Consider the following 12,515-nt stretch of genomic DNA (forward strand, 5'->3'; position numbering starts at 1 on the left):
ATTTAAGTCCTGACTATAAACGATCAGTCCGTCAAAGCAAAGAATTCATTAGATCCAAAGCATATCCTACAGGATAGAAAAACTGCTCTTTAAAGGGCGATACCAAGATGATGACGAGTGCGATAAAGCCGTATCTTTGTAGTCCCGCAAAGCGATCGGCTAATGCACCAAGTCCTAATATCCGCAGAATGTATTCAAGCGCCTTTGAGCCATCAAGCGGCGGGATAGGGTAGAGATTGAAAACGGCTAAGATCAAATTTATAGCCAGCAAAGTGTATAAAAACTGCATCGAAATTTCACTTGGTATGGTAGTTTTTACAAATTTAAACGCCAAAAACGCAAGCGCGGTCAGAATGAGATTATATAAAATCCCGGCCAGCGCCACGGCGATAGCGCCTTTGTATCTGCCGTTTTTGATGACCGTGTTCATATTTACCGGCACGGGCTTTGCCCAGCCAAACATAAGTCCCGTGGCCATATACATCACGCTTGGTATGACGATAGTGCCTAGCGGGTCGATGTGACGGATAGGATTTATGCTTAGGCGGCCTAAATTTTTAGCCGTCGTGTCGCCAAATTTATAAGCTACAAAACCGTGCGCTATCTCGTGTCCGACGATAGCTATTACGAGTGATGCGACTATGATTAAAATTTTAGCCGCGTCAAAATCAGTGAAGTCCATCGACTTCGGCCTCTTTTAGTGCATACTGCGTAAATTTCTCATCGTTTTGGATCGTATCTACGAATCTTCCGATGCGCTCCCAACGGATGCGGTATTTATCGTCCCAGCTAAAATACACGAACCACGGCTTTCCAACGATGTCTTTATACTCTACGCTGCCCCAAAAGCGGCTGTCGTTAGAGTGGTCGCGGTTATCGCCCATCATAAAGTATTGATCTTGGGGCACTTTAAAATAAAACGCGTTGAAATTATACTGCTCGCTTGGCTTGAAAGAATTTATAAAAACGGGCTTCATCGCGAGTTTGCCGGCGTTTAAATAGTAAAGCATCTGCTCAAACATATTTACTTTAGGGTCGTAGTGGATGCCGCTAAATTTATAAGGCTCTTTTACAAAAAGCTTGCCGTCAAGCGAGACGATGTCCTTTTCATCGTAGTTTGCGCGGATATATTCGTCGCCTTCAAACGGGCGTAAAAAGGTCTGCTTCTCGACAAATACGACCTCGTCGCCACCCACGGCAAAACAGCGCTTGACATAGTGCACTTTCTCGTCGTTTGGATAGCGAAATACCACGATATCGCCGCGTTTTGGACCTTCACCGTTTATGAGGTGTCCGTTGCCGTTAAATTCCGGCAAGACCTTGATCTCCAGCCACGGTATCCTAGGTGTAGGCACGCCGTAGCTAAATTTTTTGACAAACAGATGATCGCCGATTAAGAGCGTGTTTTTCATCGATCCCGACGGGATGACAAAGGCCTGAGCGATAAAGAAAATGACGAGTAAAACGATGATGACCGTGCCGGTCCAGCTGCTCGAAAATTCATGTAGTTTATTAAAAATTTTTCTCATTTTCACTCTTTTACTATGCCTAGATTTTTAGCCCTGTTTTGAGCCGATCTTATGGTGTTGCTAAGTAGCATCGCTATCGTCATCGGCCCTACGCCCCCGGGAACCGGTGTGATGAAGGAGCTCTTAGGCGCTACCGCGTCAAAGTCCACATCTCCTACGAGGCGTCCGCCGTCCAGGCGGTTTATGCCTACGTCTATGACTATCGCGCCCTCTTTTACCATATCGGCCGTTACGAAATTCGGCTTTCCGATGGCGGCTACGATGAGATCGGCTGTGCTACAAATTTGCTTTAAATTTCGCGTTTTACTATGCGTGATGGTCACTGTGGCCGAGGCGTTTAGCAGTAGGCTTGCCATCGGCTTGCCTACGATGTTGCTCCTGCCTATGACCACGGCATTTAGCCCCGCTACATCGATACCATACTCTTTTAAAATTCTCATTATGCCAAGCGGCGTGCAAGGCACGAAGCCATCAAGCCCGCTGACTAGTTTGCCTACGTTTTCGGCGTGAAAGCCGTCTACGTCTTTTTGTGGCCAAATGGCCTCTAAAACGCTCGTCGTATCGATGTGCGCCGGTAGTGGCAGCTGCACTAAAATCCCGTCTATGCTGTCGTCTAAATTTAAAACGTTTATGAGCGCTAGAAGCTCGTTTTGGCTGGTGGTTTGTGGTAGTTTGTGCATCACCGAGCGGATACCGCTGGCTTCGCAGGCCTTTTGCTTTGCGGCGACATATGTCTGACTGGCCTTGTCGCTACCTATCAGGATAACGGCGAGGGCCGGTTCTATGCCTGCATTTTTAAGGGCGCTCGCTCGCTCTTTGACCTCGTCCTTGACCTTTGCGCTGGTAGCTTTACCGTCTAAAATTTTCATAATTTATCCTTGCTTAAATACTCTTTTAATCACAAAAATTGTATGATATCCAAAATTTAATTAAATTTTAAAATAGGAAACCGATGAGGCTGCTTTTTTGCATTTTCGCTTTGTATTCGCTGGCGCAAAGTGCCGATTTTATAACCAAAATGGAATACGCAAGGATGCTTTATCTAAACCCGCGCGGCATAGGCTGTGACAAGTGTCACGGCGCAAACGGCACAGGCAGCGTCATCTCTAAATTTAAACATTTTGATAAAAAAACGAACAAGCTAGTAGACGACGAGCTGCGAGCACCGCGGATAAACGATCTTGATTTTGAGCGCTTCGAGGCGGCGCTAAATAGCCCAAAAGGCGTTATGCCAAGCTATTTTTTAACGGCCGAGGAGAGCAAAATTTTATACGAATACGTGATAAGTTTAAACAAACAAAATAAACCAAAAGGAAAAAAATGACGAATAAAGAGGCATTTATTGAGGCTAAGAGATTTATAGCAGGCGGCGTGAATTCGCCTGTGCGTGCGTTTGGTAGTGTGGGTGGCGAGCCTATCATCATCGATCACGGCAGGGGTGCATACATCTACGATATAGAGGGCAAGAAATATCTTGACTTTATCCAGAGCTGGGGACCGCTGATATTTGGGCACTGCGACGCTGACATAGAAAAGGCGGTCATCGAGGCGGTAAAAAGGGGGCTTAGCTTTGGTGCGCCGACCCTGGTCGAGACGACGCTTGCAAAGATGGTCTGCGAGAAATTTGAAAATTTAGACAAGATCCGCTTCGTAAGCTCGGGCACCGAGGCCACCATGAGCGCGATACGCGTAGCTCGCGGATACAGCAAAAAAGACGGGCTTATAAAATTTGAAGGCTGCTATCACGGACACTCGGACGCTTTACTCATAAAAGCGGGCAGCGGTGCGACCACGTATGGCAACGCATCAAGCGGTGGAGTGCCGCAGGACGTCGTGAGAAACACTTACTTAGCAGTCTATAACGACGCGGCGAGCGTGGAGGCGATATTTAAAAGCAATCCCGGCAAAATAGGCGCCGTCATCATCGAGCCTATCGCCGGAAATATGGGGCTTGTGCCGGCCGATAAAGAATTTTTACAAAGCCTTCGCGCACTTTGTGATAAATTTGGCGCGGTACTCATACTAGATGAGGTCATGAGCGGCTTTAGAGCGTCGGAATTTGGCTCATTGCCTTATCACGGCGTTTTGGCTGATCTGGTGACTTTCGGTAAGGTTATCGGCGGAGGCATGAACGCGGCTGCATTTGGCGGCAAACGCGAGATAATGGACTGCCTAAGCCCTGATGGAGCGGTGTATCAAGCAGGCACGCTAAGCGGCAATCCTATCGCGATGAGTGCGGGTATAGCCGCACTTTCAAAGATAAATGCAAGCAAGAATCTATACGCCAAGCTTGAAAATTTAGCCCGTCGTTTGATGCAAGGCTTTAAAGCCGCGGCCAATGAGGCCGGAGCAGCGCTTCAAACCAACGTCAGAGGCTCGATGTTTGGCTACTTTTTCACGCCTCATGCGGTCAAAAACTATGACGATGCGCTAAAAAGCGACACCAAGCTGTTCGCTAAATTTCACGCAGCCATGCTAAAGCGAGGCGTCTATCTCGCCCCTAGCCAGTTTGAGACGGGCTTCATCTGCGAGCCTATGAGCGAAGCGGATATCGATTTTGCCGTAAATGCAGCGCGTGAAGCCTTTGGGGAGATAAAAGCATAATGGCTAAATTAAAAGACATCGTTTCTGGCGCCGAGCAGCTCAGTCTCGGTATTTCTATGGTCGTGGCGGTCGCGCTTGGCACGGGGCTTGGCTACTGGATAAAAAGCCTCACGGGCTGGGGTTTTGCGCTTTGGTGTGGGCTTGCTCTTGGCGTCGCGGCGGCGATCTTAAATGTCTATAAGGCTTATAGGTCTCAAATGAAAAGCCTTGACGAGCTAAAAGATGAAAATCGCTATAAGCCCCTAAAAGACGACGATGAGGACGATGAGTGATAAAAAGAGTCGCGCTCGTTTATCTTTGTTTTTGGCTGATTTTGCTCGTGGCGGGCAGTTTTATCTCGCTTAAATTCCTGCTTAGCTCGCAAGTAGCATTTTTTGCCTCTTTGCTGATCCTGGCCGCTAGCTTTCGCGCATATAAAAAGCGTGTTGAGACTCGCGTAGAAAACGGACGAGATGAAATTTTAGCCATGCAAAACATAGATGATGAGTGGGACGAAGAGGAGCAGGGCATAAAAGAGGCCGGAGTGCAAAATTTTAGCCTCAAGGACGAGAAAGCTAGGCTCAAAAAGCAAAAGCTTGGCTTAAAAGATATGAACCTCACGGCGGCGGTCATGCCATATAGACTGCTAGCTTATGCGGTGCTTTTTTTGGGATTTTTGATGTTAGATCGCAAAGGAGCGCTTGACATCGCCGGCTTTTTGATAGGACTAGCGCCTATGCCGCTTGGAGCGCTTGTTTTTGGCTTTGTTAGTAAAGAAAGCGCCGATAACGCGCAGTCGGTGTCAGGACCCGGCGGCAAGCAGTTAAATTTTAGCCAAAACGAGCAGACAAAAAGCACTCGATCGAAATTTCAAATTTTAGCCTCAAATCCCGCGATACAAGGACACGCAGATGTCAAGTAGCATGCGCACGATCCGCTCGATGTTGCCTTTGTTTTTGGGTATGAGCTTGCTTTTTATCGGCAACGGACTAGTCATCGCCTCTTGCGGCGTGGAGCTTAAGAAGATGGGCGTGGACGAGATGCAAATCGGCCTTGTCAATACCTGCTTTTTTGTCGGCGCGCTAATAAGCACCATCAGCTCGCATCGTATCATCTCAAAGACCGGCCATATCCGTGCATTTGCGATATTTACGGCGGTTTTTGGCGTCTCGGCGATGTTTCATAGCCTCAGTCAAAATTTATATTTTTGGGCGTTTTTGCGTGCTTGCCTTGGATATTGCTACTACGGGCTACTGATGGTCATCGAAAGCTGGTTGAACGCAAAGACTGCAAATTTCATCAGATCGCGTGTGCTGGCGTTTTACGAGGGCGTTTTTTACACGAGTTTTGGCGCTGGCATATTGATACTGGCACTCGATCTTAGTAGCTTTGAAATTTTCATAATAAGCGCCGCATTCATAATGATCTCAAGTATCCCGCTAAATCTCATCCGCATCAAACAGCCGCAGATACCGCAAAAGCAAAGCATCAACATACCTAAAATTTTAGGCATCGTGCCGCTTGCGCTCGTAGGCGCGCTGGTCGCCGGCATAGCGGTGAATGGCTTTTTTTCTATGGCGAGCTTGTTCGTGCTGCTTCAAGGATACGGCACCAAAGAGGTTTCGTTTTTTATGACGATCGCGATGGCTGGCGGCTTTAGCGTGCAGCTCGTGATAGGCGGCTTTTCTGATAAATTTGGCCGCAGACCGGCCATCATCGCCTCAAGCTGCGTAGCGCTCGTCTCTGCGCTACTGTTTTTGCTAAACGAGCACAACCTCACGGTGCAATACATCCTCGCATTTTTCTTTGGTAGCGGGATATTTTGCATATACGGGCTTTCCATAGCGCGCGCAAACGACGAGATCACGGACAAGACGCAAAGCGTGCAGGTGGCAAGAGCGCTACTTTTTAGCTACTCGCTCGCTTCACTCGCCTCGCCTATGTTGATGGGCGCTAGCATGAGGTATTTTGGAGCTTTTGGCTTTATTTATGTCTATTTGGTCGTTTTTAGCTTTCTTATAATCTTTGCTCTGACGCAAAAGACCGTTCCGTCCTATCTTCGCAAGAACTACAACGAACAGCATGTCGCTCGCACCAGTGCGATAAGCAGCCTAAACGTAAAGCAAAATTTAGCCGATGTAGAAAAATAAAAAGCGAACGATGGAAATTTTAAACAATATAAACACTCAAACAGCCGTCCAAAGCGGCGCTTCAGGCGCACAAGGTGCGGTAAAGACGCCTCAAGGAGGGCTTTTTAAAAACCAGCCCACGCCTCAAAGCGTAAGCGAACAGAGCGTTCAAAATGCGCTTGATAATGTCGGCAAGCTCGTTGCACGCGTGCTTGACGAGCTAAAAAGCAGCGCCAGCATCACAAAGACCGAGCAGATATTAGAACAAGCCAAGGATACGCGCATAGCGCCAAATTTCTCAAACGACCTGCAGTCTTTGGCTAAGGCTCTTGAGAGCGAAGGCGATACCGAGCAAAATGCGAGTTTAAAAGAGCTCGCACTAAAGCTGAAGGAGTTTTTAAAACCTATCGCCGAGCTAAAAAATGCGCCGCTAAACGAGCAGATAAAAAACTCGGGCGTGCTGCTGGAGGCGAATTTAAAGGATGCGTTAAGCGGCGAAAAGCTGCCATCATCGATCCAAAAACTGCTAAGCGACATCAAAAATTTAGGCAATCAAAATCTGCTAAATGAAATTTTGACGCTTGCAAACGATGAAAATTTGGACAATCAAAATTCTTTTTCAAAGCTTAGCACGGTCTTGGAAAACACCAAAAATCAAGCTCAAAATACACTCAATAACTCAAATATCAAGGCGCTTTTAAGCGATGTCAATAAGCTTGATAATGTCTCGAAATTTTTAGATAAAATGAGCGCGAAAGATCCAAACGCCGATAATATAAAAATGCAAGTAGGAAAAATGCTTGATTTCGTCTCAAATTTAAAAGATAAAATAGGCGGTCTGGCAAACGAAAAGCTAAATCAAAATTTTGGCTTTAGCTCTAACCACAAGGAGCTAAGAACGACGCTTGAAGCCTTGCAAAAGGATCTGAAATTTTTAAACGATATAGGTGATGAGGCGGGGCTCGTCAAAGAATTTAAGGCGTTAAGTGGTAGCTCTAACGAGGCTAGCTTACAAGATAAACTCCAAAGTGCGGCCCGTCGTTTGGCGCAGACGCTAAATTTTGCAGACGCTAGCGCAAGCGCTGCAAAGGCGAATTTAGACGAGAGTAAAGCGCTTTTAAAGCAGCTAAAACTAGCATCCAACGATATAACAAATATCACTCAAAAAAATTCCGCCGAGGTCGCAAAGGCGCTAAGCGGCGATGTAAAAAGCACTCTTTTATCGATCAGTGAAAAGAGTCAAAATCCGCAAATAAGCCAAATGGCTAATAAAATGCTCTCTCAAATCGAGATACATCAAGTAGTCTCCAGCTTGCAAGGAGGCATACAAACCTATATGCCCTACGTTTGGGACGGCGTGGAGGGCGGCAATGTAGCTTTTAAGCGCGGCAAAAAAGACAAATACTACGCGCAAATCGATCTAAATTTTAAAAAATACGGCCAAGTAAACGTCATGGTAGGACTGATCGATAAGCGCTACATCGATATCTCGGTAGCCACGCAAACGAGCGAATTTAAAAATCTAATCTCAAATGGGGCTAGCGAGTTAAAGCAGGCGATCTCGCAGCTTGGGCTCATAGTCTCGAATTTCAATCTAAAAGCGATGCCTAAAACGCAAATTCGGCAGAAATTTAAGAATTTCGGCGGATTTGACGTGGGGTTTGATAAGAAGATCTGATGCAAGTGTCTAAGAAAAAGGCGGTCGCGCTTGGCTATAATCGCGAGAAAAATAGCGCTCCAAAAGTCCTAGCCACAGGCTCTGGCGAGATAGCAAACAAGATAATCTCCCTCGCTCGCGAACACGAGATACCGATCAAAGAAGACCCCGATTTAATAGAAATTTTAAGTAAAGTCGAGATAGATCAAGAGATACCGCCAAATTTATATAAGGCTGTCGCCGAAATTTTCAGCTTCTTGTATAAGGTGACGAATAAAAAATAACATCACGCCTTTACATTTTTGTTTTTATCCATACGTCTAACGGAGTTTAGCGCTAAATACGCAATGCCCCAAAAGACGCCTAATGTCATTATAGATACGATTATTTCTTTGATTTCCATGTTTTACTCCTTTTCTATCTCGTCTAGTTTGTTATTTATGGCTATATTTATGACGACCACGATTATACAAAGTGGTATGAGTGATAGCAACTCGACTACTATCTGCATAGAATTTAGACCTTGAAAATTTGCGAATGTATAGCCGATTATACCGACTATGATCGCCACTATAGTGCCTAACCAAAATTTTAATACGCCTAATTGCTCTTTTAATTTGTCAAGTTTTGGCATTTGTTCATTCCTTTTTATGCAGATTATACAAAATTTTATCTTATAACTTTTTAGGAATTTTTAAAATATAAATATAATAAAACAAAAATATATTTTTTACTTTTAATTTATTTTTTGTTTTTTGATGTATAATCTGCCGAGTTTATAAAATTTGTAACATAAAGGAGTTTGAATGAAAATTTCAACAAAAGTTATGGTGATGATAGTCTCATCACTTGTTGTTTTGCTTGTTGCACTAGTTGCCCTAAACAACTATGAACAAGATAAAACGATTAAATTTTCCGAAGACGAGCTCGTAAAAGCCGTAATAACCGGCAAAAAGGTAGCTCTGAGCGAGGAGCTAACGATAGTTTCTACGCTAATATCAAAGGTTCAAAAAGAATTTATAGATAGCGGCAAAAGCCAACAAGATATAAAAAAGGATATCTTGGCATACATCGAATCGATTAGGTTTGGTGCGGGCAATAAAAACTATATCAGCGTGTATGATAAACAAGGCAATACGATCATAAATCCAGGCAACCCTCAGTTTAACGGGCAAAGCAGGATAAATGCAACGGATGCGAACGGACTTAAATATATAGAAAAGCTTATTCAAACTTCAGATAAAGATGAATTTGTGGAATTTACCTTTGTTGCAAAAGATGGAAAACATACAAGAAGACTTGGCGATAGTTTTGGTATAAATTTATTTGGCGAAGATGTTGTTCTTGTATCGATAGCCGATCTTGAAGACGCCTATAAAAGAGCCGATAAGATAGTAGAAGATATGGAAGCGGATGCGGCAAAAGGTATGCAGATGTTTGTGATGGTCGCCATCATCATAATGGTAATATCTTTGATCGCGACTATACTTTATTCTAAATTTTCTATCACTAGACCGCTCAATGAGCTCATAGACAGAGCGAACAACCTCTCAAGCGGAGACGGCGATCTGACTAGAAAGCTTGAAGTAAACGGCAAAGACGAGATAGCCCAAGCAAGCGAAGCGATAAATAATTTCATAGAAAAAGTAAGGATATTGATATCTGACGCTAAGCACCTATCTTCTGAAAATTCCTCTATCGCAAACGAGCTTAGCTCGACATCGCTTCAAACCGGCAAACGTGTAGAGGACTCTACGACGATAGTGAGCAAAACCAGTAAGGACTGCAACGAGATACAATCAGGCATGAAAGAGTCTATCCAGATAGCTCAAAACGGCAAAGACGATCTGCAAAAGGCGCTAGGATATGTAGATGAAGCTACTAAATCGATCTCAAATTTGACATCCGAGATAGTCCAGACCGCTCAAACCGAAAACGAAATGGCTGGCAAGATAGATCAGCTAAGCCGTGATGCAGAGCAGGTCAAATCAGTCCTCGTCGTGATAAACGATATAGCCGATCAGACAAATCTACTAGCTCTTAACGCTGCTATCGAGGCTGCTAGAGCGGGCGAGCATGGACGTGGATTTGCAGTCGTCGCCGATGAGGTCAGGCAGCTTGCAGAAAGGACTCAAAAGAGCCTGATAGAGATAAACGCGACCATAAACGTCATAGTCCAAGCGATATCAGACTCTAGCGAACAGATGAGTGCAAATTCCAAACAGATACAAGAGCTTACAAATGTCGCTAGCGATGTTGAAAAGACCATCAAAGTCATGAGCGAAGTGATGAGTAGCGCGATAGGGCTATCTGATAAAACGATACAAGACTACATAAACACAGGCAAGAGCATAGACGAAATAGTAAGTAATATCGACGGTATCAACTCTATCTCGACAGAAAATGCAAGAAGCGTTGAAGAGATAGCAAGTGCAGCCGAGCATCTAAATAAGATGACCGATACTCTAAACGCCAAACTGGGCGAATTTAGAACATGACCAGATAAATCGATAAAATCTAAGCCGAAATTTTGAAATTTCGGCTTTGGATATGACAGAGACTAGGTAAATTTATTCCAAACGACTTGATTTTTTATGATATAATGCCATCTAAATTTTTAAGGGCAAAAAGGCGGATAGTGGCTCAAAAGCTAGTGTTGATAGGCGCATCTACAGGCGGACCAGGTCATATAAAAAAACTCCTCAAAAACATCGATCTAAAAGGCGCAAGCATAGTCATTGCGCAGCATATGAATAAGATGTTTATCCCGTCTTTTGCGACGCAAATAGGCAGAGAATGCGAGATAAATGTTGAAATTTTAAGCGATAGGGTGGTCCTAAAAGACAGGGTATATATCTGCGAGCAAAATTTCATGATAGGCGATAGCGTGCCGCTAAACGCAAAACCAAATACCGAAACTAAAACCATATACACACCAAATGTCGATATGCTTTTTAACTCCGGCGTGAGCGTATGCAAGAGCGCAAGCGTGATGGCGATACTGCTGACTGGTATAGGCGATGACGGTGCGAGCGGACTAAACAACCTTTATAAAGCGGGCGCTAGATGTATCGCCGAGAGCGAGGACAGCGCGATAGTTTATGGTATGCCAAAACGCGCCAAGGAGTTAAATCCAAATTTAAAATCGCTAAATTTATTTGCCGCTAGAAAAGAGCTCGAGGACTTTTTAAATGCTTTTTAAAAAACACGAAAATTCAGACAAAAAAGACGCGCAAGATATCCTGAGCGCACAAGCGCCTACCGATATGGACGGCTTTAACGACTTTATGAACACCATAAAGACGCTTTGCGGAGTCGATCTCGAGCCAAAACGAGATATCACGTTTCAAAGGCTGGGGATATTTGCCAAAGATAGACAGATAAAAACCTTTAAAGATATTGTCAGTATGATACGCTACAACAGCGAGCTTAGGCAGGATATTTTAAATTTAGTCACGGTGAACGAGACTTATTTTTATAGAGAGCTACCGCAGCTAAAGGACGTGATCGGCTATGCTAAAGACCTTGGAAGCGCTAGAATTTTATGTGCGCCATGTTCCAGTGGCGACGAGGCTTACTCGCTGGCGATGCTCGCACACGAGATCGGCATGCCTCAAAGCTCTCTAAATATCGTAGGCATCGACATAAACTCGGAGGCCATAACAGGCTGTCTAAACGGCATATATAACGAGCGCAGCCTGCACCGACTCGATGCGTATCAAAAGGAGCGATTTTTCACCAAAGAAGGGGATAAATTTGCGATCAAAAAGTCGATGCTGCCAAGGTGTGAGTTTAAAATTTTAAATGTCTTTGACGATGCGATATTTTCTCTTGGCAAATTCGACATCATCCTCTCGCGCAACATGATGATATATTTTGACGATAGCTTTAGGCTAAAATGCGTCGAGCGCTTGCATAAGCTACTAAAAGAGCAAGGCAGGCTATACACCGGCCATGCTGATCTCGTGCCTTATACTCCGCTTTATGTCAAGCAGTTTTCTTACGGAGCATCTTATTACGAGCGCGCGTAAAGAGATCATTTCTCTTTAGCCTCGACTTCGATCTCTAGCTCGACCTTGTCGGAGATCGTAAGATCGGAGGTGTCAAGCCCGATCTCAAAGAGGCTTCTTTTCGTATGTCCCTCCAGGCTAAAGCCGATCTTTTTCTTGCCATCTTGATCTTTGCTAAATCCGCCAAGCTCGAATTTCAGCACCACCGGCTTTGTGATGCCGTGCATCGTGAGCGTACCCACGACCTTGCCCTCGGTCGGACTTTCTTTTTCAAATTTCATCATTTTGTAAGTAATCTTTTCAAATTTTGCTGTGTCAAAAAAGTCTGCGCTTCTTAGGTGGTTGTCACGTGTCTCATTTTGCGTATTTATCGAGGTCGCGTCGATGCTAGCCTCAAATGTTTTTAGCGTGTTCGAGCTCTTGTCGTAGTCGATGGTAGCACTAAATTTGCCGAAATTTCCATTTACTTTTGAGATGCTTAGGTGTTTGACCTTAAAGCCGACATTCGTATGAGCGGCGTCTACCTCATAGACTGCGGCATTTGCAAAGCTCGCTAAAATAGCGGCAACGAGTGAAAATTTCACGATTTTTTTCATATTTGCTCCTT

15 protein-coding genes are annotated in these 12,515 nt (G+C 44.6%); 10 read left to right on the forward strand and 5 right to left on the reverse strand.

The window, feature by feature from the left end:
• Nucleotides 1-31: 31 nt before the first annotated feature.
• The 3 genes from CCVT_RS03330 to folD are packed head-to-tail and all read right to left on the reverse strand — an operon-like array spanning nucleotide 32 to nucleotide 2,398.
• Nucleotides 32-682 (reverse strand): site-2 protease family protein, encoded by a 651-nt coding sequence (locus CCVT_RS03330; protein ID WP_018136747.1) that lies wholly within the window; start codon nucleotides 680-682, stop codon nucleotides 32-34.
• Nucleotides 669-1,529 (reverse strand): signal peptidase I, encoded by an 861-nt coding sequence (gene lepB / locus CCVT_RS03335; RefSeq protein WP_009650015.1) that lies wholly within the window; start codon nucleotides 1,527-1,529, stop codon nucleotides 669-671. Before lepB ends, CCVT_RS03330 begins: the two co-directional genes overlap by 14 nt.
• 2 nt (nucleotides 1,530-1,531) lie before the next feature.
• On the reverse strand, nucleotides 1,532-2,398 hold the full coding sequence (folD, locus tag CCVT_RS03340; protein WP_018136746.1) for a bifunctional methylenetetrahydrofolate dehydrogenase/methenyltetrahydrofolate cyclohydrolase FolD: 867 nt from the start codon (nucleotides 2,396-2,398) through the stop codon (nucleotides 1,532-1,534).
• An 83-nt stretch (nucleotides 2,399-2,481) separates the two neighbouring features.
• On the opposite strand from folD, the gene CCVT_RS03345 reads away from it, so the two are divergent.
• From CCVT_RS03345 to CCVT_RS03375, 7 genes are read left to right on the forward strand one after another with little or no spacing between them, the layout of a single operon-like run.
• Nucleotides 2,482-2,853 (forward strand): c-type cytochrome, encoded by a 372-nt coding sequence (locus CCVT_RS03345; RefSeq protein ID WP_018136745.1) that lies wholly within the window; start codon nucleotides 2,482-2,484, stop codon nucleotides 2,851-2,853.
• The gene (hemL, locus tag CCVT_RS03350) at nucleotides 2,850-4,133 is read left to right on the forward strand and encodes a glutamate-1-semialdehyde 2,1-aminomutase (protein ID WP_018136744.1); all 1,284 of its coding nucleotides are present in this window, start codon (nucleotides 2,850-2,852) and stop codon (nucleotides 4,131-4,133) included. Before CCVT_RS03345 ends, hemL begins: the two co-directional genes overlap by 4 nt.
• Nucleotides 4,133-4,405, forward strand: coding sequence for an AtpZ/AtpI family protein (locus CCVT_RS03355; RefSeq protein ID WP_018136743.1), 273 nt, complete (start codon nucleotides 4,133-4,135; stop codon nucleotides 4,403-4,405). The genes hemL and CCVT_RS03355 overlap by 1 nt, the downstream gene beginning before the upstream one ends.
• Nucleotides 4,402-5,034 carry a hypothetical protein gene (locus CCVT_RS03360; RefSeq protein ID WP_018136742.1) on the forward strand — a complete coding sequence of 211 codons (633 nt, stop codon included), beginning with the start codon at nucleotides 4,402-4,404 and terminating at the stop codon, nucleotides 5,032-5,034. Before CCVT_RS03355 ends, CCVT_RS03360 begins: the two co-directional genes overlap by 4 nt.
• On the forward strand, nucleotides 5,024-6,262 hold the full coding sequence (locus tag CCVT_RS03365) for an MFS transporter (RefSeq protein WP_018136741.1): 1,239 nt from the start codon (nucleotides 5,024-5,026) through the stop codon (nucleotides 6,260-6,262). Before CCVT_RS03360 ends, CCVT_RS03365 begins: the two co-directional genes overlap by 11 nt.
• A 10-nt stretch (nucleotides 6,263-6,272) precedes the next feature.
• A complete protein-coding gene (locus CCVT_RS03370) occupies nucleotides 6,273-7,919 on the forward strand; it encodes a flagellar hook-length control protein FliK (protein WP_018136740.1) in 1,647 nt (548 codons plus the stop codon).
• Nucleotides 7,919-8,182 carry a FlhB-like flagellar biosynthesis protein gene (locus CCVT_RS03375; RefSeq protein WP_009650354.1) on the forward strand — a complete coding sequence of 88 codons (264 nt, stop codon included), beginning with the start codon at nucleotides 7,919-7,921 and terminating at the stop codon, nucleotides 8,180-8,182. The genes CCVT_RS03370 and CCVT_RS03375 overlap by 1 nt, the downstream gene beginning before the upstream one ends.
• Before the next feature lie 122 nt (nucleotides 8,183-8,304).
• On the opposite strand, the gene CCVT_RS03380 is transcribed toward CCVT_RS03375, so the two are convergent.
• Nucleotides 8,305-8,532 (reverse strand): hypothetical protein, encoded by a 228-nt coding sequence (locus CCVT_RS03380; RefSeq protein ID WP_169765119.1) that lies wholly within the window; start codon nucleotides 8,530-8,532, stop codon nucleotides 8,305-8,307.
• A gap of 172 nt (nucleotides 8,533-8,704) precedes the next feature.
• Between CCVT_RS03380 and CCVT_RS03385 the strand changes: the two genes are divergently transcribed.
• From CCVT_RS03385 to CCVT_RS03395, 3 genes are all read left to right on the forward strand, one after another.
• Nucleotides 8,705-10,396, forward strand: a complete 1,692-nt coding sequence (locus CCVT_RS03385; RefSeq protein WP_018136737.1) for a methyl-accepting chemotaxis protein — start codon at nucleotides 8,705-8,707, stop codon at nucleotides 10,394-10,396.
• Between the two features lie 140 nt (nucleotides 10,397-10,536).
• Nucleotides 10,537-11,100 carry a CheB methylesterase domain-containing protein gene (locus CCVT_RS03390; protein WP_018136736.1) on the forward strand — a complete coding sequence of 188 codons (564 nt, stop codon included), beginning with the start codon at nucleotides 10,537-10,539 and terminating at the stop codon, nucleotides 11,098-11,100.
• Nucleotides 11,090-11,929 carry a CheR family methyltransferase gene (locus CCVT_RS03395; RefSeq protein ID WP_011992087.1) on the forward strand — a complete coding sequence of 280 codons (840 nt, stop codon included), beginning with the start codon at nucleotides 11,090-11,092 and terminating at the stop codon, nucleotides 11,927-11,929. The genes CCVT_RS03390 and CCVT_RS03395 overlap by 11 nt, the downstream gene beginning before the upstream one ends.
• A 5-nt stretch (nucleotides 11,930-11,934) precedes the next feature.
• Here the strand turns inward: CCVT_RS03395 and CCVT_RS03400 are convergent, their stop codons facing one another.
• Complete coding sequence (locus CCVT_RS03400; RefSeq protein ID WP_018136735.1) at nucleotides 11,935-12,504, reverse strand: YceI family protein; 570 nt, start codon at nucleotides 12,502-12,504, stop codon at nucleotides 11,935-11,937.
• Nucleotides 12,505-12,515 lie beyond the last annotated feature (11 nt).

Source organism: Campylobacter curvus, assembly GCF_013372125.1.
In the GTDB taxonomy this organism is placed as follows: domain Bacteria; phylum Campylobacterota; class Campylobacteria; order Campylobacterales; family Campylobacteraceae; genus Campylobacter_A; species Campylobacter_A curvus.

Coding starts and splice junctions, on each gene's coding strand:
- CCVT_RS03330 (WP_018136747.1), bottom strand. CDS start 682: ATGGACTTCACTGATTTTGACGCGGCTAAAATTTTAATCATAGTCGCA.
- lepB (WP_009650015.1), bottom strand. CDS start 1,529: ATGAGAAAAATTTTTAATAAACTACATGAATTTTCGAGCAGCTGGACC.
- folD (WP_018136746.1), bottom strand. CDS start 2,398: ATGAAAATTTTAGACGGTAAAGCTACCAGCGCAAAGGTCAAGGACGAG.
- CCVT_RS03345 (WP_018136745.1), top strand. CDS start 2,482: ATGAGGCTGCTTTTTTGCATTTTCGCTTTGTATTCGCTGGCGCAAAGT.
- hemL (WP_018136744.1), top strand. CDS start 2,850: ATGACGAATAAAGAGGCATTTATTGAGGCTAAGAGATTTATAGCAGGC.
- CCVT_RS03355 (WP_018136743.1), top strand. CDS start 4,133: ATGGCTAAATTAAAAGACATCGTTTCTGGCGCCGAGCAGCTCAGTCTC.
- CCVT_RS03365 (WP_018136741.1), top strand. CDS start 5,024: ATGTCAAGTAGCATGCGCACGATCCGCTCGATGTTGCCTTTGTTTTTG.
- CCVT_RS03370 (WP_018136740.1), top strand. CDS start 6,273: ATGGAAATTTTAAACAATATAAACACTCAAACAGCCGTCCAAAGCGGC.
- CCVT_RS03375 (WP_009650354.1), top strand. CDS start 7,919: ATGCAAGTGTCTAAGAAAAAGGCGGTCGCGCTTGGCTATAATCGCGAG.
- CCVT_RS03380 (WP_169765119.1), bottom strand. CDS start 8,532: ATGCCAAAACTTGACAAATTAAAAGAGCAATTAGGCGTATTAAAATTT.
- CCVT_RS03385 (WP_018136737.1), top strand. CDS start 8,705: ATGAAAATTTCAACAAAAGTTATGGTGATGATAGTCTCATCACTTGTT.
- CCVT_RS03395 (WP_011992087.1), top strand. CDS start 11,090: ATGCTTTTTAAAAAACACGAAAATTCAGACAAAAAAGACGCGCAAGAT.
- CCVT_RS03400 (WP_018136735.1), bottom strand. CDS start 12,504: ATGAAAAAAATCGTGAAATTTTCACTCGTTGCCGCTATTTTAGCGAGC.